Here is a 24,914-nt window from a genome sequence, read left to right on the forward strand (position 1 = left end):
GTGATGGGCAGGGATGCAATGCGGACATGGGTGGCGTTTTTCGGGGCGATTTGTCTCGCGGGTTGCGGCGCGGAGGCGGAGGGTTCGTCCGATGGAACGGCGCCGCTCGTTTGCGCGGCGACGGCGGCGGAGGGGATCGAGGTCGCGGCGACGGACGGCTCGGGGGAAAACGGGTATTCGCTGGGATATGCGCCGCACGCCGTGGCGAGTTGCCTTCTCGTGTACGTGCATCCGGATGGATCGCTGCGGGCGCGGGATCTCGCGCGGGGCGGCGAGGAGACGCTCGCGGAGGCGGTCGAGGCGCCGCGGCGGCCCACGGCGTTCGGCGGGGTCGTGGCCTGGGAAGCCCTGGAGGCGGGGCAGCGCGTGGTGCGGGTGCGCGCGGAGGGAGCGACGCGGACGGTGACGGGCCCGTTTGATCACGCGGGGGAGCCTCGCGCCGCGGGGGATGCGGTGGTGTTCACGGCCTGGCTCTCGGCGGAGGAGGCGGGGGATACGGATATTTTTCTTTACGAGCCGGGAAAGGCCTCTGTCATCGTCGTGGCGAGCGGACCCGGACAGCAGCGATTTCCCGATATTTCGGATACGTACGTGGCGTTTGCCGATTTCGCGGAGGACGCCGACGGCCGGTTCGACGAGAATGCGACCGACGCTTCGGATGTGGTCGTGATGGAGCGCGGGACGGGACGAACGACACGCCGCGCGCGGCCGGGAAAACAAGCCTTTCCGCTTCTCGGCGCCGACGAGCGTGTGGTCTACCTCGAATGGGGGCCGCTGCACCCGGAGCCGAAGTTCAGCGCGTATACGCTGATCGTGGGGGACGTGGGTGCGTCCGGGGAGACGGACGTGGCGGTCGTGGACATCGAGACGGCGCGGCCGTATGTGCGGCCGACGGCGCGGGGGGGCTTCATCGAATGGGTGCAATGGCGGAATGGAGCGCCCGCCACGCTGTTCCGGCAGCCGGCGGATCTGGGCGCGGAAGCGACGGTGGTGACGGGCATGGAGAGCGATGAGCTTCATGCGCCGGTCGCGGGGGAGGGGATGACCGTGGTCGCGGCGCGCGCGGCGGCCGGGGCGATGGTGATCCGCGCGGCGGAGCGGTGAGCTTCAGCGCCTGGTTTTTCGAACGAGACCACGTGCGGAGGCGAATCCACGTCGACGCTCGGGCCGCAGCCTGCCGCGGCAAACAGCGTTATGAGAGCAGCCTTTCGTGCATCATTTGTCTTTCAAGAAAGCACGACATGGCCCTATGCTCGCGCCGTCTCCCCGGAGAAGCCATGCCCTTCCGACCCGATCCCACGTTTTATCCGTCGCCGCGTATGGCCATGGACGCGCCGCGCGAGCGGCTCGCCTACGTCGCCGCCCCGGACGCGAACGCCGTGCTCGGACGCCCGAACCCGCTCCGCGACGGCCTCGCCACGGTCGACCTCGACCCGCGGTCGCCCACGTACAGCCAGATCATCGCCCTCGCCGAGGTGCCGAACTTCGGCGACGAGCTGCATCATTCCGGCTGGAACGCGTGCAGCGCCGCGCTCTGCCCGTACGCGCCGCACCCCCACGTGGAGCGCCGCTACCTGATGCTGCCGGCCCTGCGTTCGTCGCGCATCTACGTCTTCGACACGAAGCTCGATCCGCGCAGGCCCAAGCTCGTCCGCACGATCGAGGCCGAGGAGATCGCCTCGCGCACCGGCTACTCGCGCCCGCACACGCTGCACTGCGGGCCCGACGGGATCTACGTCTCGGCGCTCGGCAACCCCGCGGGCGAGGGCCCCGGCGGCATCTTCGTCCTCGACTGCGAGAGCTTCGACGTGCTCGGCCGCTGGGAGATCGACCGCGGGCCGCAGCACCTGCACTACGATTTCTGGTGGCACCTCGGCCACGACACGCTGATTTCGAGCGAGTGGGGCACACCGAACATGATCGAGAACGGCGTGGTGCCGGAGCTGCTCCTCGGCAAGAAGTACGGCCATCGGCTGCACGTCTGGGATCTCAGGCGCCGCAAGCACGTCCAGGCGCTCGACATCGGCGACGAGCACCAGATGGCCCTCGAACTGCGCCCGGCCCACGATCCCACGAAGGCCTGGGGCTTCATGGGCGTGGTCATCAGCGTCGCGGACCTCTCGGCCTCGGTCTGGCTCTGGTACCGCGAAGGCGAGCGCTGGGCGATCAAGAAGGTGATCACGATCCCGGCCGAGCCCGCCTCGGCGGACCTCTTGCCGCCGCTGCTCAAGGGCTTCGGCGCCGTGCCGCCGCTCGTGACGGACATCAACCTGTCGCTCGACGACAAGTACCTCTACGTGTCCTGCTGGGGCACGGGCGAGCTCCGGCAGTACGACGTGTCGAACCCGCACGAGCCGAAACACGTGGGCTCGGTGCACATCGGCGGCATCGCGCGGCGCACGCCGCACCCGCGCTCGGGCGGTCCGCTCACGGGCGCGCCGCAGATGGTCGAGGTGAGCCGCGACGGCAAGCGCATCTATTTCACGAGCGGCCTCTACACGACCTGGGATGAGCAGTTCTACCCGGACGGGCTCAAGGGCTGGATGGTCAAGGTCGACGTCAAGGAAGGCGGCGGGATCGAGCTGGATCCGGACTTCTTCGTGGACTTCGGGCCGCGCCGGGCCCACCAGGTCCGGCTCGAAGGCGGCGACGCTTCCTCGGATTCGTTCTGCTACCCGTGACCAGCATCTGGCCCTGGATCACGCTCGCGGCCCTCGGCGCCTACCACGGCTTGAGCCCCGGCATGGGCTGGCTCTTCGCGGTGGCGCTCGGGCTGCAAGAGAAGAGCGGAAAAGCCGTGCTACGCGCGCTCGTCCCCATCGCGATCGGCCACGCCGCGAGCGTGGGCCTCGCGGTGGGGCTGCTCGCGGCGGGCAAGGCGAGCATTCCGACGGGCATCTTGCCGTGGATCACCGGCGGGGTGCTCGTGGCGTTCGGCATCTTCAAGCTCGTGCGCCCGCGGCACCCGCGCTGGGTGGGCATGCGCGTGAGCGCGCGTGACCTCGTGGTGTGGTCGTTCCTGATGGCCACGGCGCACGGCGCGGGGCTCATGCTGCTGCCGGTCTTCGTGCTCGGCGAGGACAACCCCGCGCCTTGCCACGGCCCGTCGTGCCACGACGCCGCGGGGATCTCGCTGTCGAGTCCCGGCGGATACCTGGCCGCGATCTCGCTGCACACGCTGGCGATGCTGGCGGTCTCGGCGATCGTGGCGCTGATCGTCTACTACAAGGTCGGGCTCGCGATGCTCCGGCGCGCGTGGTTCGACCTCGATCGCGTCTGGGCGGGGGCCTTGATCCTCGCAGGGGTGATCGGGCTCGTGCTCTGAACGGCGCCGCGCCGGGGCTCTGCCCCGGACCCCGCGGGGGCTGTTCGCCCCTCGACCCGAACCAGGGCAAGCCCTGGACCATTTGGGGAAGAACTGCGCGATGCGCAGTTCTTCCCACAGGCCGGTGGCAAGACCATGGAGGTGCGTTGCACGCTGGCGACGGGCGCGTGGCCCGTTGAACCGTCAACGCTTCTGTCTTGGTTGGCAGGATCGTCGTTGGTCTTGACCTGGCCTGTTCGATGAACTGCGCATCGCGCAGTTCATCGACCCCGGGTCCAGCGCTTGCGCTGGTCCGGGTCCAGGGGCGGACAGCCCCTGGTGGGGCCCGGGGTGAAACCCCGGCGCGACGCCGTGGAGCACCCTCTGGGCGCAGGCAAGAACTGGAACAAAGTTCTAGAACCTTGTTCCAGTTCCGGGCTACGCTCGGCGTATGAAGACCGTCGTCGTCACGGGGGGAAACCGGGGCATCGGGCATGCCGTGGCGCGGGAGCTCGTCACGCGCGGGTGCCGCGTGGTGCTGCATGCGCGGGACCGGGAGCGCGGGGAGCGAGCGCGTGACGAGCTCGGCGGCGCGGGGCCTGGGGAGGTCACGCTCGTCTGGGGGGATCTCTCCACGAAACGTGGCATTCGAGAAACGGCGGAGGCGATCCTCGCGACCTGTCCGCGTATCGACGTGTTGATCCACAATGCGGGGCTCTGGCCGAGCGAGCGGACCCTGAACGAGGACGGGCTCGAGATGGCCTTCGTGGTGAACCACCTCGCGCCCTTCATGCTCAATCACCTGCTCGAAGCGCGCCTCGTCGAGAGCCGGAGCCGCGTCGTGCAGGTGAGCGCGGGCATTTACGTGAAGGGTCGTCCCGATCTCGAAAAAACGCCCACCGGGGACGACTTTCATCCGCTCGGGACCTATCCCACGACGAAGCTCTGCAACTTGCTCTTGGTCCCGCGATTCGCGGCGCGGTGGAAAGAGCGCGGACCGACGATCCTCGCGCTGCATCCGGGCGTCATTCGCACGGGGCTCGGGGATCGGAAGGGGCTGCTCGGCGGACTCTTGCGCGTGGTGAAGCGGCTTTGGAAATCACCCGAGGAGGGCGCGCGGCCCGTCGTGAAGCTCGCGCTCGATCCGGCGCTCGAAGGTGTGACGGGAAGGTACTATCACCTCGACATGGAGACGGAGCTTCACCCCGTCGCGCGGAAGGAAACGCTCGCGGCCGGGCTCTGGGCGCAGGCGCAAAAGCTGTCCGGGCTTGGTGAGGCGGGTTGATGGCGCCGAAGCAGAAGCGCGGCGAGGATACGACGAAGCGCTTGCTGGATGCGGCGCTCGACGTATTCGCGAAAGGCGGGCACGAGGCATTCACCGTGCACGCCGTCGTGGCCGCGAGCGGGGTGAGCCTCGGCAGCCTGTATCACCATTTCGGCAATGCCGACGGCCTCGCCGCCGCGTTGTATGCCCGCTGCATGGGCGCGCTGCTCGATGATCTCGTGGCCTCGCTCGAAGGCGTACGCGGGGCCCGCGCCGGCGTCGCGGCCCTGGTGCAGGCCTACTTGCGACACACCGCCGCGCAGCCCGCGTCCGCGCGCTTCGTGCATGCCTCGGCGTATGCGAGCTTCCTGCCCGCCCACGCAGCCACGATCGCCGCCTCCAAGCAGGACCGCATCGCCGCCATCTCCGCGTGGCTCCGGCCCCACGTGAAGGCCGGCCGCATCGTGGCCCTGCCCGAGCCCTTGATCGAGATGCTCGTCATCGGCCCGGTCGCGGAGACGGCCCGGCGCTGGCTCGCCGGCGCCCCCGAGATCGACCTCGACGAGGCGGCCCGGGAGCTGCCCGAGCGCATCTGGCAAGCGCTCCGCCGTGCGCCCCGGCGGCGGCCCCCGGGCCTCCGGCAAAGGGCTCGGCGGAAGGATCGTTGACGGGGACCCACGAAGAAGCCCTCGCCGACGCCGCTCGCTCTTCGTACACTGCGCGCCGCGTGGAGGTCCTTTCGCTCTGCCCCTTTCGCGCCGGGGCCTTGATCTGGCAGGCTGCGCCGGGCGCTTATTCGCTCACGGTGATCGTCAAGGCGACGTTCACCATCGTGCCCGGCGGCGAGGCGACCGTCACGGAGACGCAGGTACCCGTGACGACCCTCGCCGAGGGCGGCGCCGAGGATCTCTCGCCGCTCAAGCCCCGCGTGGACGTCCTCGTCCTCGGCGCGACCGACCCCGAGGCGCGTGTCGCCGTCGAAGGTGCCATCCTCCCGGCCGGCGGCCCGATGCCGCCGCAAGCGCCTTCGCGCAGGCTGCTCCTCGGCGACGAGGCGTACGCCTGGGCGCAGGGAGTGCTCGCCGGAGAGGCGCTCGCCGCGGGCCCGCCGCCCGAGGGCTTCGAGTTCGCCTTCTTCCAGTGCGCGCCGCGTGAGCAGCGGATCGACCTGCTTCGCATCGCCGCTTCGATCGGCATGGACCGCATCCTCCCCATGCCCGGCCGGATCGAGACGCGCCTGCCGCAGCGCCGCCCCCACGCCTTCCGCGTCGATCCAAAGGGCGGGCGCGTCACCGAGATCGCGCTCCGCTGCGACACGCTCTGCATCGACGCCGAGCAAAAGACGATGGTCCTCACGTTCCGCGGGCTTGCCGATCTGAAGAGCGGCGCTGAGGCCGACGTGGGCAAGATCGTGGTCGCCGCGCATCCGGAAGGGAAGCGCATCCGGCCCGAGCGGATCGATCGGTTCCTGCGCCTCGGCGAGTCGCTGGAGGAAGACGTCGAGGCGGGTTTGAACCTCCTGGAGATGCGGCACGACGCGGTGCTCATCGCCCCGAAGAGCGGCGATACGATGGTGCTGCCGGAGCAGGCGGAGGCGCCGCCGATCCGGTTCGTGGATCCCGCGCCGCCCGATGCTTCGCAGCGGCAGCGCACGCGCACGATACCGATGCCCACGGATCGGAACGAGGTCGGCCTGCCGAGCCTGACGGCCGCCTTGCCCTTCCGTCCTCCTCCCCCGGATCCCATCGCGGCGCCGCCGCTGCCGCCGCCGCCCGTGTCGCCGCCGTCGCCGTCGCCGTCGCCGAAGCTCATCGCGGAGCCGCTCACCGAGGACACGACGCTCGACATGCCGAAGGCCGCGGCGCCGCCGTCGTCGAAGGGGCGTGAGATCGGACGCCGGGTCGAGCCGCTTCCGGACGCGCCCGCCCCGCCGCCTTCGACCGGCAAGCCGGCCACGCCGGCGAGCAAGCTGCCGATCAAGCCGCCCGCGCCGCTCGCGCCGCGCCTCGCGAAACCCGCGGGTCCGAGTGCAGGCCCCCCGCGCCCCTCGCCGCCGCGTCCGGGGCCGGTGCAGGGAGGAAAGGTCGCCGCGCCCCCGCGCGTGTCCGCGCCTGCGCCCGCAGCGACTCCCGCAGCCGCGCCCGCTTCCGCACCCGCGCCCGCTCCCGCCGATCCTCCGCCATCGAGCTCCCCCGTTCCCTTCGATCCCGCCTCGATCCCCATCGACCGCTGCGCTGCGGTCGCCGCCGAGCTGCGCCATCGTCCCGACGGTCGCGACGCGCTCCTCGCGCTGAACGCTCTCTCCAGCGCGTCGTGGGCCTCCGTGGAGCGGCACTGGGCCGACGCGATGGCCCAGGAAGCCACGCAGGGAGAGCGTCGGTTGTTGCTCGCTTACGACACCGCCTATCACGCGACGCAGGAGCGGCTCGGCTTGCCTGTTGGGCTCGCCGAGCATGCGCGCCTCCAGGTCGCCGCCGAGCGCGGGACGACGGCGGAGGTCCTCGCCGAGCTCGGGCTCGAGCCTTCGGATCAGGCGCGATTGGGACGCGTGTGGGCAGAGCGGCTGGTCGACGACCCCCGCCTCATGTCGAAGCTCGCCGCGGCGCTCGGCGCGGCGCGCGCTTCGTGATCAGATGCCCTCGGCGGAGACGCTCTGCTTCTCGGCGCGCGCGACCGAGGACGCCGCGTGGTTCTTCTCGGCCTGATCACGCACCCCCGTGACGGCCTTGTCCGCGGCCGTGCAGAGCTCCGGCGTCACCACCGACGAGGGCACGGGCATCTTCGGATCGACGAGGATCTCGAGCTTTACGATCGTCCGCTCCCCGTCCACCGCGCGCAGCCTCCACGTGGCGCGGAAATCGTCCACGTTCCCGCGCTCCATCTTCGCGGTGATGCGCTCCTCGTTCCCGTCTTTGACAGGCTGTCCGATCTTCGTCACGACCCAGACCGTCGCGGCGCCGTGCAGGATCGGCACCTCCAGGTACACCTCGCTCACGCCCTTCGTCCGCGAGAGCAGCTTGCTCTGCTTGAAGGGCTTGATGACCTTCTCGTAGTGCCGGTAATCCGTGACGATCCGCCGCACCTCGTCGATCGGCGCGTGCACCAGGATCGCCGCGCCGCCCGTGTCGATCGAGCTCTCCGGATCCGTCGTCTTTTGCGTGTATCGCTGCGCCTTGCCGCGGGCCTCGAGCCGCGCGGCTTCTTCATCGCCCGCGCGCGCGAGGTTCGGCACGGCGCCGAGGGTGGTCAGGGTCGTGAGCAACGCGAAAGCGATGTGGCGCAGGCGAAGCATCATGGGTGTCTCCGGAAAACGACAACGTGGATTCGTCGTCGTCGTCGCCCTCCCGAAGTGCACGAGGCATGCCGGCCACGTCGGAAGATGGGAGTGACCCACGAAAACCGCAGGATTTCAGAGGATCGCGGCGTTCTCCGGCGCGCGGATCCTGCGGGGGCGTGACAGTTCGTTCACTCCCGCCCTGCCGGCGGTGCCGGGGAGGCGGGGGTCGGCGGCGCCGGCGTCGAGGGAGGCGGCGCCGCTTCCTTGCTCGTGCGCGTATCGGCCTCGTCGAGGGGGGCCATCTTGCAAGTACCGTCGAATTGGACGCCGCGATCGATGAAGATGGCCGGCGCGTGCAGCGCGCCCGTGACCTTGGAGGGGGCGTAGAGCTCGATGGCGGTGCGGGCGCGGATGCTCGCGTTGACCTCGCCCCCCGTGACGATGCAGGCGCCGACGAGGATGTCGCCGGAGACGCGGGCGCCATCGCCGATGACGAGCACGTCGTCGCCACGGATCTCGCCCTGGAAGTCGCCGTCGAGGCGGACGCGGCCCTCGAAGTAGAGCTTGCCCTCGAAGCGGGTACCTCGCCCGAGCAGGGCGTTGATCTCCGTGGGCCGATGCCCAGCCTGTGCGGCCGAGGCCTCCACGCGCGGCGGCAGATCATCCTGTCCGGAGAGCGGCTCCATGCCTCCGTGCCTTACTCCACCCCCACCCCCAAGAGCAACTCAGGACTTGATGAGCGAGCGAACCTCGATCTCCAGGTTTTGCTCCTCGGCGACCACGTCCATCGCCTTGCGCAGCTTGCTCACGCCGACCGACTGGGGCACGTCGATGCGCGCTTCCATGCGGAAAAGCTGCGATCCCGTGACCGGCGCGGCGTACGCGGTGGCTTCGAGCGACACGATGTTCACGCCTGCGTGCGCGAGCGCCCGCGTCACGGCGCGCACGATGCCCTCGTGATCGAGCGCCTCGGCCGTCACGGCACACGGGATCGTGGGGGCGCGCCGGTGCTCCTCGGGCGCCTTCGTGCGGCGCGCGAGCACGGTGAGGCCCGTGCTCTTCTGCAGCTCGCCGAGGTCCTTCTCGATGGCGCCCACGGTTTCCGGGGGACCCGAGGCGAGCAGGAGGATGCCGAACTCGGCGCCGAGGATGGCCATGCGGCTGTCCTCCACGTTGCCCCCGTGCTTGGTGAGGTACTCCGTCACCTCCGCGACGAGGCCCGGTCGATCGGGTCCCAGGCAGGACAGGACCACGTACACGTCTTGTTGCGTCATGCGGCGCATCCTAGTCAATCGCGCCGGGGACCGCGAGCGTACTGGCGACGAGGTGCGCGACCCGGACGGGCTCGGGGAGGCGACCGTGGACGGCGAGCCGTCGGATCACCGCCGTGGCCTCGTCCATGCCGAGGCCCGCGCGCTGGATGAAGAGGTCGGCGCACGGCTCCATCGGCCCCGCCTTCTCGACGAGCTTCCATTTCCGGGCGCCGCCGCGGACCTTTTCGAGCAGCGCGTGCCGCACGGCCGGGACGTTCGGCTCGCGCTTCGACACGATCAGCACGGCCATGCCGAGCCGCGCGGCGAGGTCGTGGATGTCGACCACGTTGAAGCCCGCGAGCGCGATGCCTTCCATCATCACGAGCCGTGTATGCGCGGCGAAGCGCGAGCGGCTGATCATCGAGGCGAGGACATCCGTGGCGTTCGCGCCGTCGCGCCGCACCTTCGAGGAGAGCACGCCTTCGAGCCTCGTTCCGGCGAACGCGACGCCCACGATCGGCACGTCGCCGCGGTGCGCGCGCGGGAAGGGCGCGTCGTCGACGCCGATGACGTGGGAGAAAGGGCTCATGGGCTTCGGGGCGCGGAGGATGGCTCGCGCGCCCCCTGCCATCCTTGATACAGGAGAAGGCCAGCCCATGCCCATCGAGGATCCCGACCTGCGCGAGCTCATGGCTCGAGGGCAAGCAGGCCATGGGTCACCGTGACGAGGCCCTTGCCCTCGTGCGTCGAGCCGTGCAGGCGTGGAGCCAAGGCGACTCCACCACGAGCCGTGTCGACGACAGGCACCTCGGGCTCTGTGAGTTCTTGCTGGACTTCGGAGAGCCCCTGGAAGCGCTCGACTTCGCCGAGCGGTTATGCCGAGCCGTCGAGCAGATGCCGCAAGGCCGCACCGAAAGCCGGCTTCTGCGGATCGCAGGTTATTTCATCGGACGGAGCCTCCTGGATCTCGGACGATGCGAGGAAGCTCGCGCGCATGTGACAGCTTGTCTCGAGGCTCTTCCAGCGCCGCCGCCGGGCAGGGAGAGCGGGTTCCGTCAGCGGCTCGAGCGCCTGCTGGGGGAGATCCTGCTGCGCCAGATGTCGATCATCAAGGCGTGACGGTGAGGACCGGAAGCTTGGCCGGGTCGAACCTGAGGCCCGGGTTCGAGCCGGCGCCGTCCGTGTCGCAGTAGGTCCAGCGCCCGCCGTCGAGGCTCACGCGGTAGGTGTAGCGGTAGGTGCCGGCGGCCGGGGCGGTGAACGAGCGCTGGTACTCGTCGTCGTTGCCGTATTGCTGGTTGAACGTGGCCGGGAACCACTGCCAGCCGCTCTGGGTGGTGGGATTCACGTTGGCCGGGCCGTACCCGACCTCGGCCTTCACCGTGGCATTCACGCCGTTCAGATTCGTGATGTCGGCCTCGTAGACGCGGCCGTAGACGAGTGGCGTCGCCTGACCGGCGGCCACCGTGAGCGACGTCGGGAATTGCAAATTGCAATAGTCGATCTCGGCGGGCAGGTCCGACTCGTTCATGGTCGCGTCTTCGGCGCCGCAGTCGCAGATGTGGGCCGGGGTGCCGTAGGTGCTCCGCGGGGCGGCGGTGCCGACCACGAAATCGGCCCCGTTGTCGTTCGTGTCCTTGCAACCGTCGTCGACGCGGAAAACCGCTTTCTTCGGATCGCCCGTATAGGGCCCGGGCAAAGCGTCTTCCTTGTCCACATCCTCGTAGCAATCCGCGAACTGCCCATAGCCGATGAAATCGACGAGCGACGTGTTGCCAAGGGGGCAACCGCCGGTCACCTGCGTGTAGCTGCTCACGAGCGCTACCTTGCCATTGCCGCTGTAGACCGAGGCGGTGTGCGTGACGTCCGGCGGCACCGGGAGCCAGGTGCCATAACTCCCGATCCCGGAACCCTCCTGGATCAAGAAATAACCGCCGGGCGGAATCGTCTTGTTGGTCAGGTACGACGAGGTGTAGAAGAGCCCGTTTCCGGACGCGAATTGCAGCGACCACTCTTTCAGGGTCACCGGCGTCTTACCGCGGTTGTGCAGCTCGATGTAATCGTTCAAGTACGTCGCACCGGACTCGCCCCCATAACCGTAGACCTGGCTTATCACCACGGAGCCGATGCACGATGACGGCGGCGCGCCGGTCGAAAAGCCCGTCATCTGCGTGTACGCCGCGCCGAGGGCATTCCCATACGGATCCTCTGCCGCCGTGGTCACGCGCAGCTTGTACGTCGTGCCGTACGAAAGCGCCGGCGCCGGGACGAGCGTCGCGACGGTGCCGCCGTTCGACATCGTGGGCGCCTGGGCGGCGAAGCCGAGGCACGAGGCGAAATCGTCGGTCGAGAGCTGGATCGTGCCCGTGCACGGGCCGATGTCCGTCTGCGCGCCGAGCGTCGCCGGATTCATGGGCATGCTGAACGTCACGGCCACCGTCGCGCCCGCGGCCACGCCCGTCGCCGCGTCGGTCGGCGTGGTGCTCACGACCGCGGGGGCATCGCAGATGCCTCCGATGCACGCGCCGGTCTGGCAATCGGCCGCCGTGGTGCAGGCCTGCCCCGAGGCGCAGGGCAAACAGGTTCCGCCGCCGCAATCGACGTCCGTCTCCGATCCGTTCTTCACGCCGTCGTCGCAGCTCGCCGGCTGGCAAACGTGGCCCATGCACACGCCGCTCGGGCATTGCGGGCCGGTGTTGCACTCGACGCAGGCTCCGTTGCCATCACAGAGCTTGCCGTCATTCGCGTTGCAGACCGTGTCGGCGGGGAGGGGCGGATGCAAGGGAACGCCCGCGTCGCAAAGATCGCTCGTGCAGACGTTCCCGTCGTTCGGCGTGTCGTTCGCATCGACGGCACTCATCGTGCTCCCGGCACCATCGCATTGCTCGACGCGGCAATCGCCGGCTTGCTGATTTGCCGTGGGCGTCCCCGCGCCCACGAACGACGTGCCGCAGGCGCCGGCCTCGCACGTGGCGACGATGCATGGGGTGCCGGGTGAGGGGCAATCGGCGGGCGTCACGCACATCGGGGCGCCGCCGCCCGAGCCGCCTGCGCCACCAGCGCCGGCCATCCCGCCCATGCCGCCCGCGCCCATGCCGCCCGCGCCACCAGCGCCACCCATTCCACCGGAACCGCCCGCGCCGCCGGATCCGCCGCTGCCACCGCTCCCGCCAGCGCCGCCGCTCCCGCCTGCGCCAGCGCCGCCGCTCCCGCCCGCGCCGCCGCTCCCGCCACCGCCCGCGCCGCCGCTCCCGCCTGCGCCGCCCTCACCGCCCATTCCGGCATCGCCACCGGCGCCGCCGGGACCCATCCCGCCGATGCCGCCCGTGCCGCCGGCGCCGCCGGCGCCGCCGGGACCCATGCCGCCTTGTCCGCCCGGTCCGCCCGTCCCACTGCTGGAACTCCCGCTCGTCGTCTGCGACTCGGCGTCACATCCGACGCCGCCCGCGAGGCTCGCGACGGTGAAAAGGAAGATGGCAACGCGGCTCTGCATGAAGGCTCCTCGTGAATGGGGTGACGGGGCGATCTTCCCATTGCCCCTCCGATTCACGCGAGATCCGCGGGCGCCAGAAATGAGATCAGGGCGCGCCAGAGCGAGCCCGCGCGCCGCGCATCTGGCTCGCCGCGACGCCGTACCAGCGCTTGAATGCGCGCAAGAACGCGCCCGTCTCGCGGTACCCCAAGACCACCGCGATCTCCGCGAGCGGCATCTCCGTATCGCGCACGTAGGCGCCGCTGAGCTCTCGGCGCAGCCCGTCGACGAGCTCCTGGAACGTCGTGCCCTCCTCCGTCAAGCGTCGCTGAAGCGTGCGCGGGCTCATGGAGAGCTCGCGCGCGACGACCTCGAGATCAGGCGCGCCATCACGCAGCTTCTCGAACACGCGCTGCCGCACCTCCCCGCAAAAGTCGTGCGGCCGCTCGCGCGCCACGCGGGAGCGCTCGGCGTGACGATCGAGGACCGACAAAAGCCGTGGATCCGAGGTCGCGAGCGGGAGATCGAGCGCGTCGCCGGGGAGCGCGAGCCCTGTCGCGCCTGCGTCGAACTCCAACCGATGCGTCCCCAGCGCGTCGGCGAGCGCCGAGGTATCGCGCGGCGCGGGGTGGCCGAACCAGGCGCGCTCCGGCACGACGGAAACACCCGAAAGCGCGCGGGTGCGAAGGAGCACGAGGACCACGAAGCACTCGTTCGCGTGCCTCCCGAGGCACAGCGGCGCGCCTGGAATCCGCTGCTGGAGGAGCCCCACACCGCCGCGCTCCTCGAAGGTCGCCACGACGAGATCGTTCAGCAGCGCCGTGTAACGAGCGACGCGGACCAGGGCTTCGCGCACGGTCGGCGCGCTCAGGCAGCTGAACTCGAGCAGGTCGTAGGTGCCGCGTTCGAGCTGCGCGGCGAGGTGCACGCCGAGGAACGGATCGTTCGCGAGGCGCCTGGCCTCGTCGAGGAACGCGTAGAGCTTCGCGAGCGGCAGGACGACGTCGGGCTCGGTTTCTGCGCTGGGAGGGAGGCCGAAGGCCTCGACGAGCGGGGAAGGATCGACGCCGAGGCTCCGGAGACGCGACAGGATCGGGCCGACGATCTGGGAGCGCATCGGTCGTACGAGGGCACGCGCAGGCATCGCGGCGAAGACTATAGCCGGAACGAAAGGCACCTTTGTCCTTGGCGCGAGCGGTTGTGTCCTTGGCGCGAGCGGTTGTGTCCTTGGCGCGAGCGGTTGTGTCCTTGGCGCGAGCGGTTGTGTCCATGGCGCGAGCGGCTGTGTCCATGGCGCGAGCGGCTGTGTCCATGGCGCGAGCGGCTGTGTCCATGGCGCGAGCGGTTGTGTCCTTGGCGCGAGCGGCTGTGTCCTTGGCGCGAGCGGTTGTGTCCTTGGCGCGAGGCATCGTGTCCTTGCGGAACACGACCCCGCCCTTGGCGCGAGCGATCCCGCCGTCGCGGAACACGACCCCGCCCAAGTGGAACAGGACCCCGCCCAAGTGGAACGAAACCCCGCCGTCGCGGAACACGACCCCGCCCAAGTGGAACAGGACCCCGCCCAAGTGGAACAGGACCCCGCCCAAGTGGAACGAAACCCCGCCGTTGCGGAACACGACCCCGCCGTTGCGGAACACGACCCCGCCGTCGCGGAACACGCCCCCGCCGTCGCGGAACACGACCCCGCCCTTGCGGAACGAACCTCCGCCCTTGCCGCCGGAGAGAAAAACATCGCTCCCGCGTAGGGATCGGCCGGCTCGCCCCGTCAGTTGGATCGAGACCTCGCTGATGCATCACGAGCGAGGCCGAGGAGAGACCATCATGTTCACCCGTACCCAGAAGTTCTTCGCGCCCCTTACCTTCGCTCTTGCCCTCGCCCTGGGCGGTTGTGCGTCGGCGAGCCCGGACGAAGAGGTCGCCTCGGCCTCGGAAGCCTCGCAGGAAGCCCAGGCGGCCCCGCACGAGCGCGGCGGCAAGTTCGGTCGTCACCACGGCGGCGGCGAGCTGCTCGTGACGGCGCTCCACGAGCTCGACCTGACGGACGCCCAGCGCAAGACCATCGAGGGCGCGCTCTCGACGCTCGGCGACGCGCACGAGGCCGATCGGAAGGCATTCCACAAGGCGCTCGCCGACGGCGTGCGCGCCGGCAAGATCGACGAGGCCGCCGTGAAGGCGAAGCTCGGCGACGGGGAGAAGATCGCGAACGAGCGGCGCGCGGCCGTCGCGAAGGCGCTCAACACGCTGCACGCGACGCTCACCCCGGCCCAGCGCGCGGAGCTCGTGGCGCACGTCGAGGAGCGGATGGCGAAGCACGGGCCGGAAGGCATGAAGCACGCGCGCGGCCCGCGTGGTCCCGAGGACGGCGAGCGTGGTCCGCGCGGCCCCGAGGGCGCGATGCGTGGTCCTCGCGGCGAGCACGGGCCGATGGGCTTCTTCCTGCACGGGCTCGACCTCCGCGACGAGCAACGCGCGCAGATCAAGTCGGCACTCGAGGCGTCGCGGCCCGAGAAGCCCGAGGGGATGGATCGGGAGGCGTGGGCGAAGAAGCACGAGGAGATGCGCACCCGGATGAAGGCAGGGCTCGACGCGTTCCGAAGCGAAAAATTCGACGCCGAGGCGCTCCTGCCCTCGAAGGAGATGCGGCCGGAGATGGGTGATCACCTCGTGAAGGCGCTCTCCGCCATCGTGCCGGTGCTCGACGCCGAGCAGCGGAGCACGCTCGCTCAGCGGATCGAGGAAGGCCCCCAGATGCCGCCGCATTTCCGCGGCAAGCACGGCGGACGCGAACACGGCGAGACGCAGGCGCCGCCCTCGCGGTAGAGTCCGGCGCGCATGTCCGTCGATCTGAGGCTCGTCGCAGCGCGCGTGGCCGGTGGAGACGTAGCGGCCTTCCGGCCGATCGTCGACCACACGCGCGTGCCGCTCTATCGGCTCGCGGCGCGCCTCGTCGGCAACCTCGCCGACGCCGAAGACGCGCTCCAGGACGCCTACGCCAGCGCCTTCCGCGCCCTCTCGGATGGTCGCTACGATGGCCGCGCCAAGATAGAGACCTGGCTCTACCGAATCGTGACGAACGCGTGCGTCGACCTCCTTCGCAAGCGCCGCGAGCGTCCCGCCGAGGAGACGGGCGAGCCCCGCTTCGACGGGCTCGTGCGCGCCGAGGCGCGCGTCGCCCTGAACGAGCTCGACGCGATGCTCAAGGCCCTCCAGCCACAAGATCGCGCGGCCCTCGTGCTCGTGACCGTGGAGGGACTCTCGGCGAAGGAGGCCGCCGAGGCGCTCGGATGCAGCGAGGGGGCGCTCGAGCAGCGCCTCGTGCGAGCGAGGGCCGCGCTACGCACGAAGACCGAGGCGGGGGAGGTGTCCGATGGTCACGCGTGAACAAGATCCGTTTTCGCATCTCGCAGCCCTCGCCCACGCCACCGAGGATCTGCGCCCGACCGACGAGCTCACCGAGGCCGTGCTCCTCGCCATCGAGCCTCCGAACGAAAGGCTCGCGCGCATCGCCCGCGAGACCTCGGATCTCGCCCCGAGCGAGGATTTCGCGTCGTCCGTGATGGCCAAGGTAGGCGCGGGCCGCGGCGCGCGTCCGGCCGAACCTCCGTGGTCGTCCGGCGTCGTCCGGTTCGGCCGGTTCGCCCTGATCGGCGCCGCGGCGGCCGCGGTCCTCGGCCTCTGGCTGTCGCGAACGGCGGAGACAGGCTACGACTCGGCCGTCCTCGAGTCGGTGGCCTCCGTCGAGGTGTACGAATGAAATCCCGCCTGCTCCCCGCCTTCGTGCTCGCGGGCGTGTTCGTGCTCGGCGGCGTCGCCGGCGCGGGCGCGATGCGCGCGTACATGCTCCAGGACCTCCGCTCCCGCTTCGGCGGCCCGCCGGGCGAGGTGCGCACGCACCTCCGGGTCGAGTCCATGCGCCGGCACCTCGACCTCACGGCCGATCAGGTGGTCCGGGTCGAATCCATCTTCCGCGACTCCGACGGCGAGCTCGAGCGCACGATGAAGCCTTGTCGCGACGGACTCGAAGCGCTGCACAAGAGCACCGACGATCGTATCGTCGAGGTCCTCGACGCCTCCCAGCGCGTGCGCTTCCAGGAGTTCGTCGAGAAGCGCAAGCGAAGGCCACACGGCCCGTTCCCGCCGCCGCCGCCGCCAGGCCCGCCGCCTGAATGAGTTCGGTCTCATGTCGACGCCGCTGTGCTGGGGCGTTGCCCCAGGCCCCAGCAGGGGCTGTCCGCCCCTGCACCCGGACCAGCCAGGGGCTGGACCCAGGACGATGAACTGCGCGATGCGCAGTTCATCGCACAGGCCCGGTCGAGACGGGCGACAGCAGCGCTGACGTCTCGACGGGCGGGGCGGTCCCACCGGCCTGCGGAAGAACTGCGCGGAGCGCAGTTCTTCCACAAAAGGTCCAGCGCTTGCGCTGGTTCGGGTCGAGGGGCGAACAGCCCCCGCGGGGTCCGGGGCGGCGCCCCGGCGCGGCGGCCTGCGATGAGACCAATGCTCAGCACGGCGCCCGTCGACGGCTGCCTCCGCCCGCCCCAGGATCCCGACTGGGCCATCGTCCAGGAGGAATTCGTGAAAACAACGACCCGTCGGCCGCGCGCGTCCCGCGCGTTATGCGCCCTTTTGCTCCTTTCGCCCGCTGCCGGTCGCGCGGACGTCTCCGAGGACGCGCTGCCGTTGCTCCGGATCGCGGAATTTCGGGCGACGATCCACGGCGACTGGCACGAGGATCGCGCGAATTCGACGGAGGACCGGATGGTCTTCGTGCCCCAGCGCGTCGACCTCGGGCCCTCGCGCTACCGAAACACGCTACATTTTGGCCGCGACGGCTCTTTCTCGACGCTCCGCCTCCACCCCGCGGATGCGCACTACTTGTGCCGTGGCACGTTCGCCACGCTGACCGAGCGCACACTGCGAGCCCAGTGCTATGATCCGCTGACGCGCAAGACGCTCGTGTTCGATATCCAGATCCTGGAGACGACCGAGGACCGGCTGGTCGTGCGCATATCGACGCGAGAATGACGGCGCAGCACGTCGGGCCCTCGACGGTGCCGTCGTGACGGATGCGGAGAGCGACCTCGCAACCGCGTGGAGAGGGGATGGAGGTGAGGCCGGCTTTACGCGCCCCGCGTCGTGGAGGTAGGCTGCCGCCCGTGACCCCGGCCGAGCTCTTCGGCGGCCGTTTCGCCATCGAGCGGCTCGCCAGCGCGGGCGGCATGGCCGAGGTGTATCGCGCGCTCGATCGGGCGACCGGCGCGCGTGTCGCGCTCAAGGTCCTGCACGCCGCGGGCGCTCCGTTTGCCGGCCACTTCGCGCGCGAGAGTTACGTGCTCGCCGAGCTCGATCACCCCGGCATCGTCCGGTACGTCGCGCATGGCGCCGCGCCCTCTGGCGAGCTCTTCCTTGCGATGGAGTGGCTCGAAGGCGAGGACCTCGCGCAGCGCTTGAAGCGCGGACCGCTCTCCATCGCCGAGACGCTCACCCTTGGCGTGCGTGTCGCCGAGGCCCTCGGCGCGGCGCATGCGCGTGGCGTCGTGCATCGCGACATCAAGCCGAGCAACCTCTTCCTCCCGGATCGCGACATCGGCCGCGTGAAGATCCTCGACTTCGGCATCGCGCGGCCCCAGGCGACGCGGCCTGCGACACGCACGGGCATCCTCCTCGGGACACCGGGCTACATGGCCCCCGAGCAGGCCCTCGGCGCGCGCACCGTCGATCCTCGCGCTGACGTCTTCGCGCTCGGGTGCGTCCTCTACGAGTGCCTCGTGGGGCGACCCGCCTTCGAGGCCGAGCACCTCATGGTGCTGCTCTCCAAGATGCTCGCGCCCGAGCCGCCGCGCCCCGCCGACGTTCGTCCCGACACGCCCGCCGCGCTCGACGAAATCATCGCGCGCATGCTCTCGCACGAGCCCGCGCACAGGCCTGCTGACGGCGCGGCCGTCGCGGTCGAGATCGCCATGCTCGACGACGCGGAGACGGCGTGGGTCCAGGGCGGCGTGCCCTTCCATCGCCTCGGCGCGGCCACGCCGATCGAGGATCTCTTCGAGGTCACCGGCGTCGGGCTCCCCGATGACGTGCCCACCTTGAACACGTCCCCGCGTCCCGATGGCGGCGCGTCGACCTTGCCCCTCGACGCCTGGTATCGCCAGAGCGTTTCCGCCTCCGCCCCGCAGACGCAGGTGCTCCCCGGCGCCGCGCTCGCGCTCGCAGGCTCCGAGGACGACACCACGCTCGTCCCCCACACGCTCCTCGGCCGGCCCTCGCCGTGTGTCGGTCGGGAGCGCGAGATCGACGAGGTCTTGCGGGCGTTCGGCGCGGTCGTCTCCACGGGCAAACCTTCGGCGCTCGTCGTCACCGGCGAGCCCGGGGTGGGAAAGTCCCGCCTCGTCGCCGAGGTCGTCCGCGCCCTCGATCAGCGCGGCGGCCTGCTCGATGCCGAGGGCATCGTCCGCCCCGTCTCCGTCTTCACCGCCGAGGCAGCGCCGCTCGCCCAGGGCGCCGCCTTTGCCCTCGCGGCCGACCTCGTTCGTAACGCCGCCGGCCTCTCCCGCGCGGATTCACTCTCCGCGAGGCGCGACAAACTGCTCGAACGCCTGGCGCGGCACCTCTCGCCCGCGTCGGCGGGCCGCGTGGTCGAGTTCCTCGGCGAGCTCACGGACGTGCCTTTCCCGGACGACACGAGCGTCCCGCTCCGCGCGGCGCGGCAGGACGCACGGCTCATGGGCGACCACGTCCGCCGCGCGTTCGAGGACTGGCTCGCCGCCGAATGCGATGCGCGGCCCGTGCTCGTCGTGCTCGAAGACCTCGCCCGCGCCGACGCGGCGAGCATCGGCCTCTTTGAAGGCGCGCTGTCGAGCCTCGCCTCGCGCCCGTTCTTCCTGCTCGTCACGGACGCGCCCCCGTCCTTCGCGGCTGGCCGCGCGCGCGCCTTGCCCCTTCCGGCCCTGCTCTCCGATGCGGCACAAGCGATCGTCCGGCATGGCCTCGGCGAGGCCGCGGAGCCCGCGCTCGTCACGCGGATCGTGCAGCGCGGCCTCGGCAGTCCGCTTCGCCTGGAGATTCTCACGCGCGCGGTACGCGCGGGAGAAGACGTGCCGTCGGGGCCAACCCCCGAGCTCGTCGGCCGCGCCATCGCCTCGCTCTCGCCCCTCGCACAGCGCCTCCTCCGCGCTGCAAGCGTCTTTGGCGCGCGCTTCTGGCCCGGCGCCTTGTTCTCCGTCCTGCCCGGCGGCGCCTCCGCGCGCACGGGCACGGAGCCGTGGCAAGCCGAGCGCAAGGCCCTCGCCGAGCTCCTCGCGGCCGAGCTCGTCGTGCGTCGCGCCGGTCGCACCCCGTGGGGCGAGGAGCACGCCTTCCGGCACGTGATCGTCCGCGAGGTCGCGTATGCCTCGCTCGACGCCGTGGAGCGCGCGCGGCTCCACCTCGCGGTCGGTGCGTGGTTCGAACGCGCGGGCGACACCGAGCCTGCTGTCCTCGCCGAGCATTTCAGCCTCGCCGGCGCGTCCGATCGCGCCGTCCCGTGGGCGGGCCTCGCGGCCGAGGCCGCCTTCGAGGCCAGCGATTTCGACGCTGTGCTCGCGTGGGTCGCGCGGGGCATCGCGGCTGCTTCGGCGGGCGAGGTCCGCGGCGCGCTTCGGCTCTTCGAATCGCAGGCCCGCAAGTGGAAGGGCGAGCATCGGGCCGCGCTCGAAGCCGGGCACGACGCGCTCGGCCTCTTCCCGATCGGCAGCCCCCTCTGGTACAGCGCCGCGGGCGAGGTCGTGCTCGCGGCGGGCAACCTCGGCGACGACGCCGCGCTCGTGGCCATCTTCGAGGCGCTCTCCGCGCTCGGCGCCGAGGGCGAGTCCGGCGGTCCGCACGTCATCGCCGTCGCGCGCGCGGCGCTCCAGCTCCTCATGGCCGGCCATCACGACCATGCCGAGGCCATGTTCCGAGCCCTCGACATGCTCGACCGGCGCGTCGTCGCCGTCGACCCCGAGGTCGCCGCGTCCGTGCACCGCGCCCGCGCCTTCCGCGCGCTTTTCGCGGGCGACGCGGGCACGAGCGTGCGCGAGTTCGAGGCTGCGGCCGTCCGCTTCGAGGCGGTCGGCGATCTCCGCAATGCTTGCGTCCAGCGCGCGAACGTCGGCTCTGCGACGAACGAGCTCGGCGATTATGCGCGGGCCGAGGCCTCGTTGCGGGATGCGCTCGCGCAGGCCGAGCGCCTCGGCCTCGGCGCGCTCGTCGCGCACGCGAAGCTCAACCTCGCCCTCGCCCTCGCGCGCCAGGGCCAGCTCCCCGAGGCCCACGCCTTCGCGCGTGAGGCGCTCACGACCTCCACACGCCAGGGCGATCGCCGCGTCGAGGGGTATGCGCGCCTCTACCTCGGCATGATCCGCCTCGCCGGCCGCGACCTCGCGGCGGCCGAGGCCGAGGTCCGCGCCGCGATCGACCTCCTCGCCGCGCACCCGCCCGTCCGCGCGCACGCGCTCGCGGTCCTCGGGCAAATCGCGATCTTTCGCGGCGACGCGCGCGCGGCGCTCGGGCCTGCGGACGAAGCCATGCGCCTGCTCGAATCCCTCGGCGGCATCGAAGAGGGCGAGTCCCTCGTGCGCCTCGTGCGGGCGGAGGCGCTCGCTTCGCTCGGGCTCGAGGCCGAGGCGCGCGAGGCGATCGTCTCGGCGTACGAGCGCCTCGAAGGCCGTGCCGCGAAAATCCGTGATCCACTTTGGCGTGCGTGGTTTCTCGAAGCGGTACCGGAGAACGCGCGCACCGTGGAGCTCGCGCGTGCGTGGGGCGTGGCCGAAAGTGCTTCGCAAGACGACGACACGAGCGCGTGAGAAGGGTTCTTCGCGACGATTTTTCGTGTGACGGCGAAACGCCTCGTCGCTACGATGCGCGCGCGGGCGCCGGGAAAGCCCGCGTTGTTCGAGGCCGGAGGACGAGACCATGAAGATCAAAGCCGCGGTTGCGCATCGACCCAACGCGCCGCTGAGCATCGAGGAAGTTGATCTGGAGGGCCCCAAGGAAGGGGAGGTCCTCGTCGAGATCAAGGCGACCGGTGTTTGCCACACCGACGATTACACGCTCTCGGGCAAGGACTCCGAGGGCATCTTCCCCTCGATCCTGGGGCACGAGGGCGCGGGCGTCGTCGTCGACGTCGGCCCCGGCGTGAAGAGCGTGAAGAAGGGCGATCACGTGATCCCGCTCTACACGCCCGAATGCCGCCAGTGCAAATTCTGCCTCTCGCGCAAGACGAACCTCTGCCAGGCCATCCGCGCGACGCAGGGCAAAGGCGTCATGCCGGACGGCACGAGCCGCTTCAAGATCGGCAATGAGACCGTGTACCATTACATGGGCACGTCCACGTTCGCGAATTACACCGTATTGCCCGAGATTGCGGTCGCGAAGATCCGCGAGGACGCGCCGTTCGACAAGGTCTGCTACATCGGCTGCGGCGTCACGACGGGCCTCGGCGCGGTCATTTACACGGCGAAGGTCCAGCCCGGCGACAACGTCGTGGTCTTTGGCCTCGGCGGCATCGGCCTGAACGTCATCCAGGGCGCGAAGATGGCCGGCGCGAACATGATCGTCGGCGTCGACCTGAACCCGGCGCGCAAGGAGATGGGCGAGAAGTTCGGAATGACGCATTTCGTCAACCCGAACGAGGTGCAGGGCGACCTCGTGCCGTATCTCGTGAACCTCACGGACGGCGGCGCCGATTACTCCTTCGAATGCGTCGGCGACGTGAGGGTCATGCGCCAGGCGCTCGAGTGTTGCCACAAGGGTTGGGGCGAGAGCATCATCATCGGCGTCGCCGCGGCGGGCCAGGAGATCGCGACGCGCCCGTTCCAGCTCGTCACGGGCCGCGTGTGGAAGGGCAGCGCCTTCGGCGGCGCCCGCGGGCGCACGGACGTGCCGAAGATCGTCGACTGGTACATGGACAAGAAGATCAACATCGACGACCTCATCACGTACGTCTTGCCGATCGACAAGATCAACGAGTCGTTCGATCTCATGCACTCGGGCAAGTCGATCCGTACGGTCGTGACTTTCTGATCTTTGCGTCCGCGACCGGGGCGGGGTAGACCCTCGCGCATGAGGGGATCCATCCTCGCCCTGGCCTCGTTCCTCGCCCTCGCCGGTTGCGAGAAATCCGCGCCGCCCTCGCCCTCGCCCTCGCAGCGCGTGGCGCTCGTCCAGAAAGGCCCGGCCCAGATCGAGCTCGTGCCGGCCGCGGGACAGCCCCCTTATTGCCTCGTCTTCACCATCGCCGACGGGGGTCCCATCCGCCACCTCACGATGCTCGAGGACAAGCTCTCGCCCGATTGCCCGGCCGGCGAGCCCATCGCCGGCAACGTCTTTCGCATCCCGCCGCGCGAGGGCAAGGTGAAGATCTTCGTCGTCTTCTCGGATCGGGCCCTCGAAGTCGACCCCATCGCGCGCCAGATCACGGACCTCGTCTCCCAGAAACAGCCCGTCACCGCGATGGACCTGCGCGCGCCCGGCCGCGTCGTCGTCGAGACGCTCGAATTCACGCCCTCCCCGGGCTGAAGGCGCGTTTTAGGCGCGTCGCGCGGCGGATCTGATCGATGCGGGCGCGGGCTTCCTGCTCGTCGGTAGCGAATTCCATCGGAAATGGGAATCTTGACGCGAACGTTCACGCGGGTGCGCAGGAGTGCCTCGCCTGGCGACCAAGTACGGCGAGACGGTTGCGCGCTTCCTGCTCCGTGGGGACAAACTCGATGTGAAAATCGAAAATTGAAGGTGCGAGCAGCCGCCCGGCCCGGTAGACCGTCATGATCACGGTACGCGTCGGGAAGTTCGCGCCGAAGCAGACGACATGACGTAACGGATAAACCTTGCCTCCGCGCGTCCAGGCTGCACGCGCGCCGGCTTCCAGGAATACGAGATCACTCGCGTCGAACAGGACGTCGAACCGACCGACTTGCTCGCCGATTGCGATGTAGACGTCCCGGATCTTTTCGGCCTCCGCGGCGCTCGTCGCGCCGCGGAAGGCAACGGAAACGAGGTCCGGCCGCTCCAACCGGACCACATGACGACCGACCACCCAGCTCGGCATGGAGGAATCGATTAGGTCCATTCGAACGATGCTACCAGCCGCGCCAGTCGGAGACAACAGCACGAACGGTCACGATAGTGCTGCGTTGCGCCTCGGAAATCGTCTCGGTCGAAAACGAGTTTGCATAGAGCCGGGTACAGCGTGAACCGTACAATGGTGGTATCATCACTGTATGCCTGGGTCGCGGAATCATGTCGGAGCTGTATCTCTCCTCGGCGCGTTGCTCGCGGGCTGCGGCGAAGCGCCGGCCATCGAGGCGACCGCCACCGCCTGGCCCGAGGCCGACGCCCTTTTCCACGCCGATCCCCGCTGGCTCGGCGCCGACGACGCCTACTCCGTCGACCTCGGCGGCGGCCGCGTCCTCTGGCTCTTCGGCGATAGCTTCATCGCCACGAGCGAGGCGAACGTCCGGAGCGAATCTCGCCTCGTGCGAAACAGCATCGCCATCCAGAACGGCTACGACCCGAGCGAGGCCTCGATCGCGTTTTTCTGGAACGGGCCGAAGGACGAGCCCACCTCCTTTTTCCCCGAGAAGGACGGCATCTGGTACTGGCCCGGCGACGGCGAGCGGGTGGGGGACAAACTTTTCCTCTTCATGATGGCCGTCCGCTCCGCGAGCGGCGGCCTCGGCTTCGAGGTGTTCGATGCCGACGTCTTCGTCGTCGAGAACCCCGACGACGCGCCGCCCACGTGGATCATGAAGGAGCTCGAAATGCCCTCGAACGACGACGGCGTCATTGTCGGCTCGGCGAGCGTGCTCGCGCATGACGGGCACCTCTACGCATTCGGCGCAGACGAGTCCGGCGGGCACGACATCCACCTGACGCGCTTCCCCCTGCCAGCGTCGGGCGATATCGATTTCACGAAGCCCGAGCCGCTCGGGCTCGCCTTCGAGGACGGGCAAACCGAGCTCACGGTGCACCACGATCGCGCCCGCGATCTCTGGATCGGCGTGCAGACCGAGGGCTTCGGCGCCTCCGATCTCGCGCTCCGCACCGCAAACGATCTCCGCGGCCCCTATTCCGACCTCGAGACCTTCTACCATCCCCCTGAATCCGACCGCGAAGACACCATCGTCTACGCCGGCAAGGGCCACCCCGAGCTCGAAGGCGCCGATCTCGTGGTCACGTATGCCTCGAACAGCCTCGATTTCGCCACGCTCGTCGCCGATACCTCGCTCTATTTCCCGCGCTTCGTGCGCGTGACGCTTCGCGCGCCATGAAATTGACTCTGCGCGCTGCCACTATCGTTGCAGGTGCGGATCGAGTAATCTCGATCC

Annotated in this window: 23 protein-coding genes; 16 read left to right on the forward strand and 7 right to left on the reverse strand. The window is 70.0% G+C overall.

The window, feature by feature from the left end:
• Nucleotides 1-3: 3 nt before the first annotated feature.
• The 6 genes from KEG38_RS09195 to KEG38_RS09220 all read left to right on the forward strand — a co-directional run bounded on the left by KEG38_RS09195 (nt 4) and on the right by KEG38_RS09220 (nt 7,197).
• The gene (locus KEG38_RS09195) at nt 4-1,104 is read left to right on the forward strand and encodes a hypothetical protein (protein WP_272418745.1); all 1,101 of its coding nucleotides are present in this window, start codon (nt 4-6) and stop codon (nt 1,102-1,104) included.
• A gap of 173 nt (nt 1,105-1,277) precedes the next feature.
• The gene (locus KEG38_RS09200) at nt 1,278-2,681 is read left to right on the forward strand and encodes a selenium-binding family protein (RefSeq protein WP_272418746.1); all 1,404 of its coding nucleotides are present in this window, start codon (nt 1,278-1,280) and stop codon (nt 2,679-2,681) included.
• Complete coding sequence (locus KEG38_RS09205) at nt 2,678-3,325, forward strand: hypothetical protein (protein ID WP_272418747.1); 648 nt, start codon at nt 2,678-2,680, stop codon at nt 3,323-3,325. Before KEG38_RS09200 ends, KEG38_RS09205 begins: the two co-directional genes overlap by 4 nt.
• Before the next feature lie 430 nt (nt 3,326-3,755).
• Nucleotides 3,756-4,589, forward strand: coding sequence for an SDR family NAD(P)-dependent oxidoreductase (locus KEG38_RS09210; RefSeq protein WP_272418748.1), 834 nt, complete (start codon nt 3,756-3,758; stop codon nt 4,587-4,589).
• The gene (locus tag KEG38_RS09215; RefSeq protein ID WP_272418749.1) at nt 4,589-5,236 is read left to right on the forward strand and encodes a TetR/AcrR family transcriptional regulator; all 648 of its coding nucleotides are present in this window, start codon (nt 4,589-4,591) and stop codon (nt 5,234-5,236) included. Before KEG38_RS09210 ends, KEG38_RS09215 begins: the two co-directional genes overlap by 1 nt.
• A complete protein-coding gene (locus KEG38_RS09220; RefSeq protein ID WP_272418751.1) occupies nt 5,233-7,197 on the forward strand; it encodes a DUF2169 domain-containing protein in 1,965 nt (654 codons plus the stop codon). The genes KEG38_RS09215 and KEG38_RS09220 overlap by 4 nt, the downstream gene beginning before the upstream one ends.
• Here the strand turns inward: KEG38_RS09220 and KEG38_RS09225 are convergent, their stop codons facing one another.
• The 4 genes from KEG38_RS09225 to KEG38_RS09240 all read right to left on the reverse strand — a co-directional run bounded on the left by KEG38_RS09225 (nt 7,198) and on the right by KEG38_RS09240 (nt 9,687).
• Entirely contained in the window at nt 7,198-7,863 is a 666-nt protein-coding gene (locus tag KEG38_RS09225) for a type II toxin-antitoxin system RatA family toxin (RefSeq protein ID WP_272418752.1), read from the reverse strand.
• 170 nt (nt 7,864-8,033) lie between these two features.
• On the reverse strand, nt 8,034-8,531 hold the full coding sequence (locus tag KEG38_RS09230; protein ID WP_272418753.1) for a bactofilin family protein: 498 nt from the start codon (nt 8,529-8,531) through the stop codon (nt 8,034-8,036).
• Nucleotides 8,532-8,570: 39 nt separating this feature from the next.
• A complete protein-coding gene (locus tag KEG38_RS09235) occupies nt 8,571-9,119 on the reverse strand; it encodes a glycine cleavage system transcriptional repressor (RefSeq protein WP_272418754.1) in 549 nt (182 codons plus the stop codon).
• Nucleotides 9,120-9,129: 10 nt separating this feature from the next.
• Nucleotides 9,130-9,687, reverse strand: a complete 558-nt coding sequence (locus tag KEG38_RS09240; RefSeq protein ID WP_272418755.1) for an endonuclease dU — start codon at nt 9,685-9,687, stop codon at nt 9,130-9,132.
• Between the two features lie 122 nt (nt 9,688-9,809).
• Here KEG38_RS09240 and KEG38_RS09245 point away from each other — a divergent pair, with 122 nt between their 5' ends.
• On the forward strand, nt 9,810-10,217 hold the full coding sequence (locus tag KEG38_RS09245; protein WP_272418756.1) for a hypothetical protein: 408 nt from the start codon (nt 9,810-9,812) through the stop codon (nt 10,215-10,217).
• Here the strand turns inward: KEG38_RS09245 and KEG38_RS09250 are convergent.
• Together KEG38_RS09250 and KEG38_RS09255 are read right to left on the reverse strand one after the other, a co-directional pair.
• Complete coding sequence (locus tag KEG38_RS09250) at nt 10,207-12,591, reverse strand: Ig-like domain-containing protein (protein WP_272418757.1); 2,385 nt, start codon at nt 12,589-12,591, stop codon at nt 10,207-10,209. The genes KEG38_RS09245 and KEG38_RS09250 overlap by 11 nt on opposite strands.
• 85 nt (nt 12,592-12,676) lie before the next feature.
• Nucleotides 12,677-13,687, reverse strand: coding sequence for an AraC family transcriptional regulator (locus KEG38_RS09255; protein ID WP_272418758.1), 1,011 nt, complete (start codon nt 13,685-13,687; stop codon nt 12,677-12,679).
• Nucleotides 13,688-14,391: 704 nt separating this feature from the next.
• On the opposite strand from KEG38_RS09255, the gene KEG38_RS09260 reads away from it, so the two are divergent.
• The 8 genes from KEG38_RS09260 (at nt 14,392) to KEG38_RS09295 (ending at nt 23,106) form a co-directional block, all read left to right on the forward strand.
• Entirely contained in the window at nt 14,392-15,390 is a 999-nt protein-coding gene (locus KEG38_RS09260) for a Spy/CpxP family protein refolding chaperone (RefSeq protein ID WP_272418759.1), read from the forward strand.
• A gap of 12 nt (nt 15,391-15,402) precedes the next feature.
• Entirely contained in the window at nt 15,403-15,951 is a 549-nt protein-coding gene (locus KEG38_RS09265) for an RNA polymerase sigma factor (protein WP_272418760.1), read from the forward strand.
• On the forward strand, nt 15,938-16,324 hold the full coding sequence (locus tag KEG38_RS09270; RefSeq protein WP_272418761.1) for a hypothetical protein: 387 nt from the start codon (nt 15,938-15,940) through the stop codon (nt 16,322-16,324). Before KEG38_RS09265 ends, KEG38_RS09270 begins: the two co-directional genes overlap by 14 nt.
• A complete protein-coding gene (locus KEG38_RS09275) occupies nt 16,321-16,740 on the forward strand; it encodes a hypothetical protein (protein WP_272418762.1) in 420 nt (139 codons plus the stop codon). Before KEG38_RS09270 ends, KEG38_RS09275 begins: the two co-directional genes overlap by 4 nt.
• 405 nt (nt 16,741-17,145) lie before the next feature.
• Nucleotides 17,146-17,595 carry a hypothetical protein gene (locus KEG38_RS09280; protein WP_272418763.1) on the forward strand — a complete coding sequence of 150 codons (450 nt, stop codon included), beginning with the start codon at nt 17,146-17,148 and terminating at the stop codon, nt 17,593-17,595.
• Nucleotides 17,596-17,726: 131 nt separating this feature from the next.
• Entirely contained in the window at nt 17,727-21,392 is a 3,666-nt protein-coding gene (locus KEG38_RS09285; RefSeq protein ID WP_272418764.1) for a serine/threonine-protein kinase, read from the forward strand.
• A gap of 109 nt (nt 21,393-21,501) precedes the next feature.
• A complete protein-coding gene (locus KEG38_RS09290) occupies nt 21,502-22,611 on the forward strand; it encodes an S-(hydroxymethyl)glutathione dehydrogenase/class III alcohol dehydrogenase (protein ID WP_272418766.1) in 1,110 nt (369 codons plus the stop codon).
• A gap of 39 nt (nt 22,612-22,650) precedes the next feature.
• Nucleotides 22,651-23,106, forward strand: coding sequence for a hypothetical protein (locus KEG38_RS09295; protein WP_272418767.1), 456 nt, complete (start codon nt 22,651-22,653; stop codon nt 23,104-23,106).
• A gap of 106 nt (nt 23,107-23,212) precedes the next feature.
• Here KEG38_RS09295 and KEG38_RS09300 read toward each other — a convergent pair whose 3' ends face one another.
• Complete coding sequence (locus KEG38_RS09300; RefSeq protein WP_272418768.1) at nt 23,213-23,635, reverse strand: hypothetical protein; 423 nt, start codon at nt 23,633-23,635, stop codon at nt 23,213-23,215.
• 172 nt (nt 23,636-23,807) lie between these two features.
• On the opposite strand from KEG38_RS09300, the gene KEG38_RS09305 reads away from it, so the two are divergent.
• On the forward strand, nt 23,808-24,857 hold the full coding sequence (locus KEG38_RS09305; RefSeq protein ID WP_272418769.1) for a DUF5005 domain-containing protein: 1,050 nt from the start codon (nt 23,808-23,810) through the stop codon (nt 24,855-24,857).
• The last annotated feature ends 57 nt before the right edge of the window (nt 24,858-24,914 follow it).

Source organism: Polyangium jinanense (genome assembly GCF_028435265.1).
GTDB lineage: Bacteria > Myxococcota_A > Polyangia > Polyangiales > Polyangiaceae > Polyangium > Polyangium jinanense.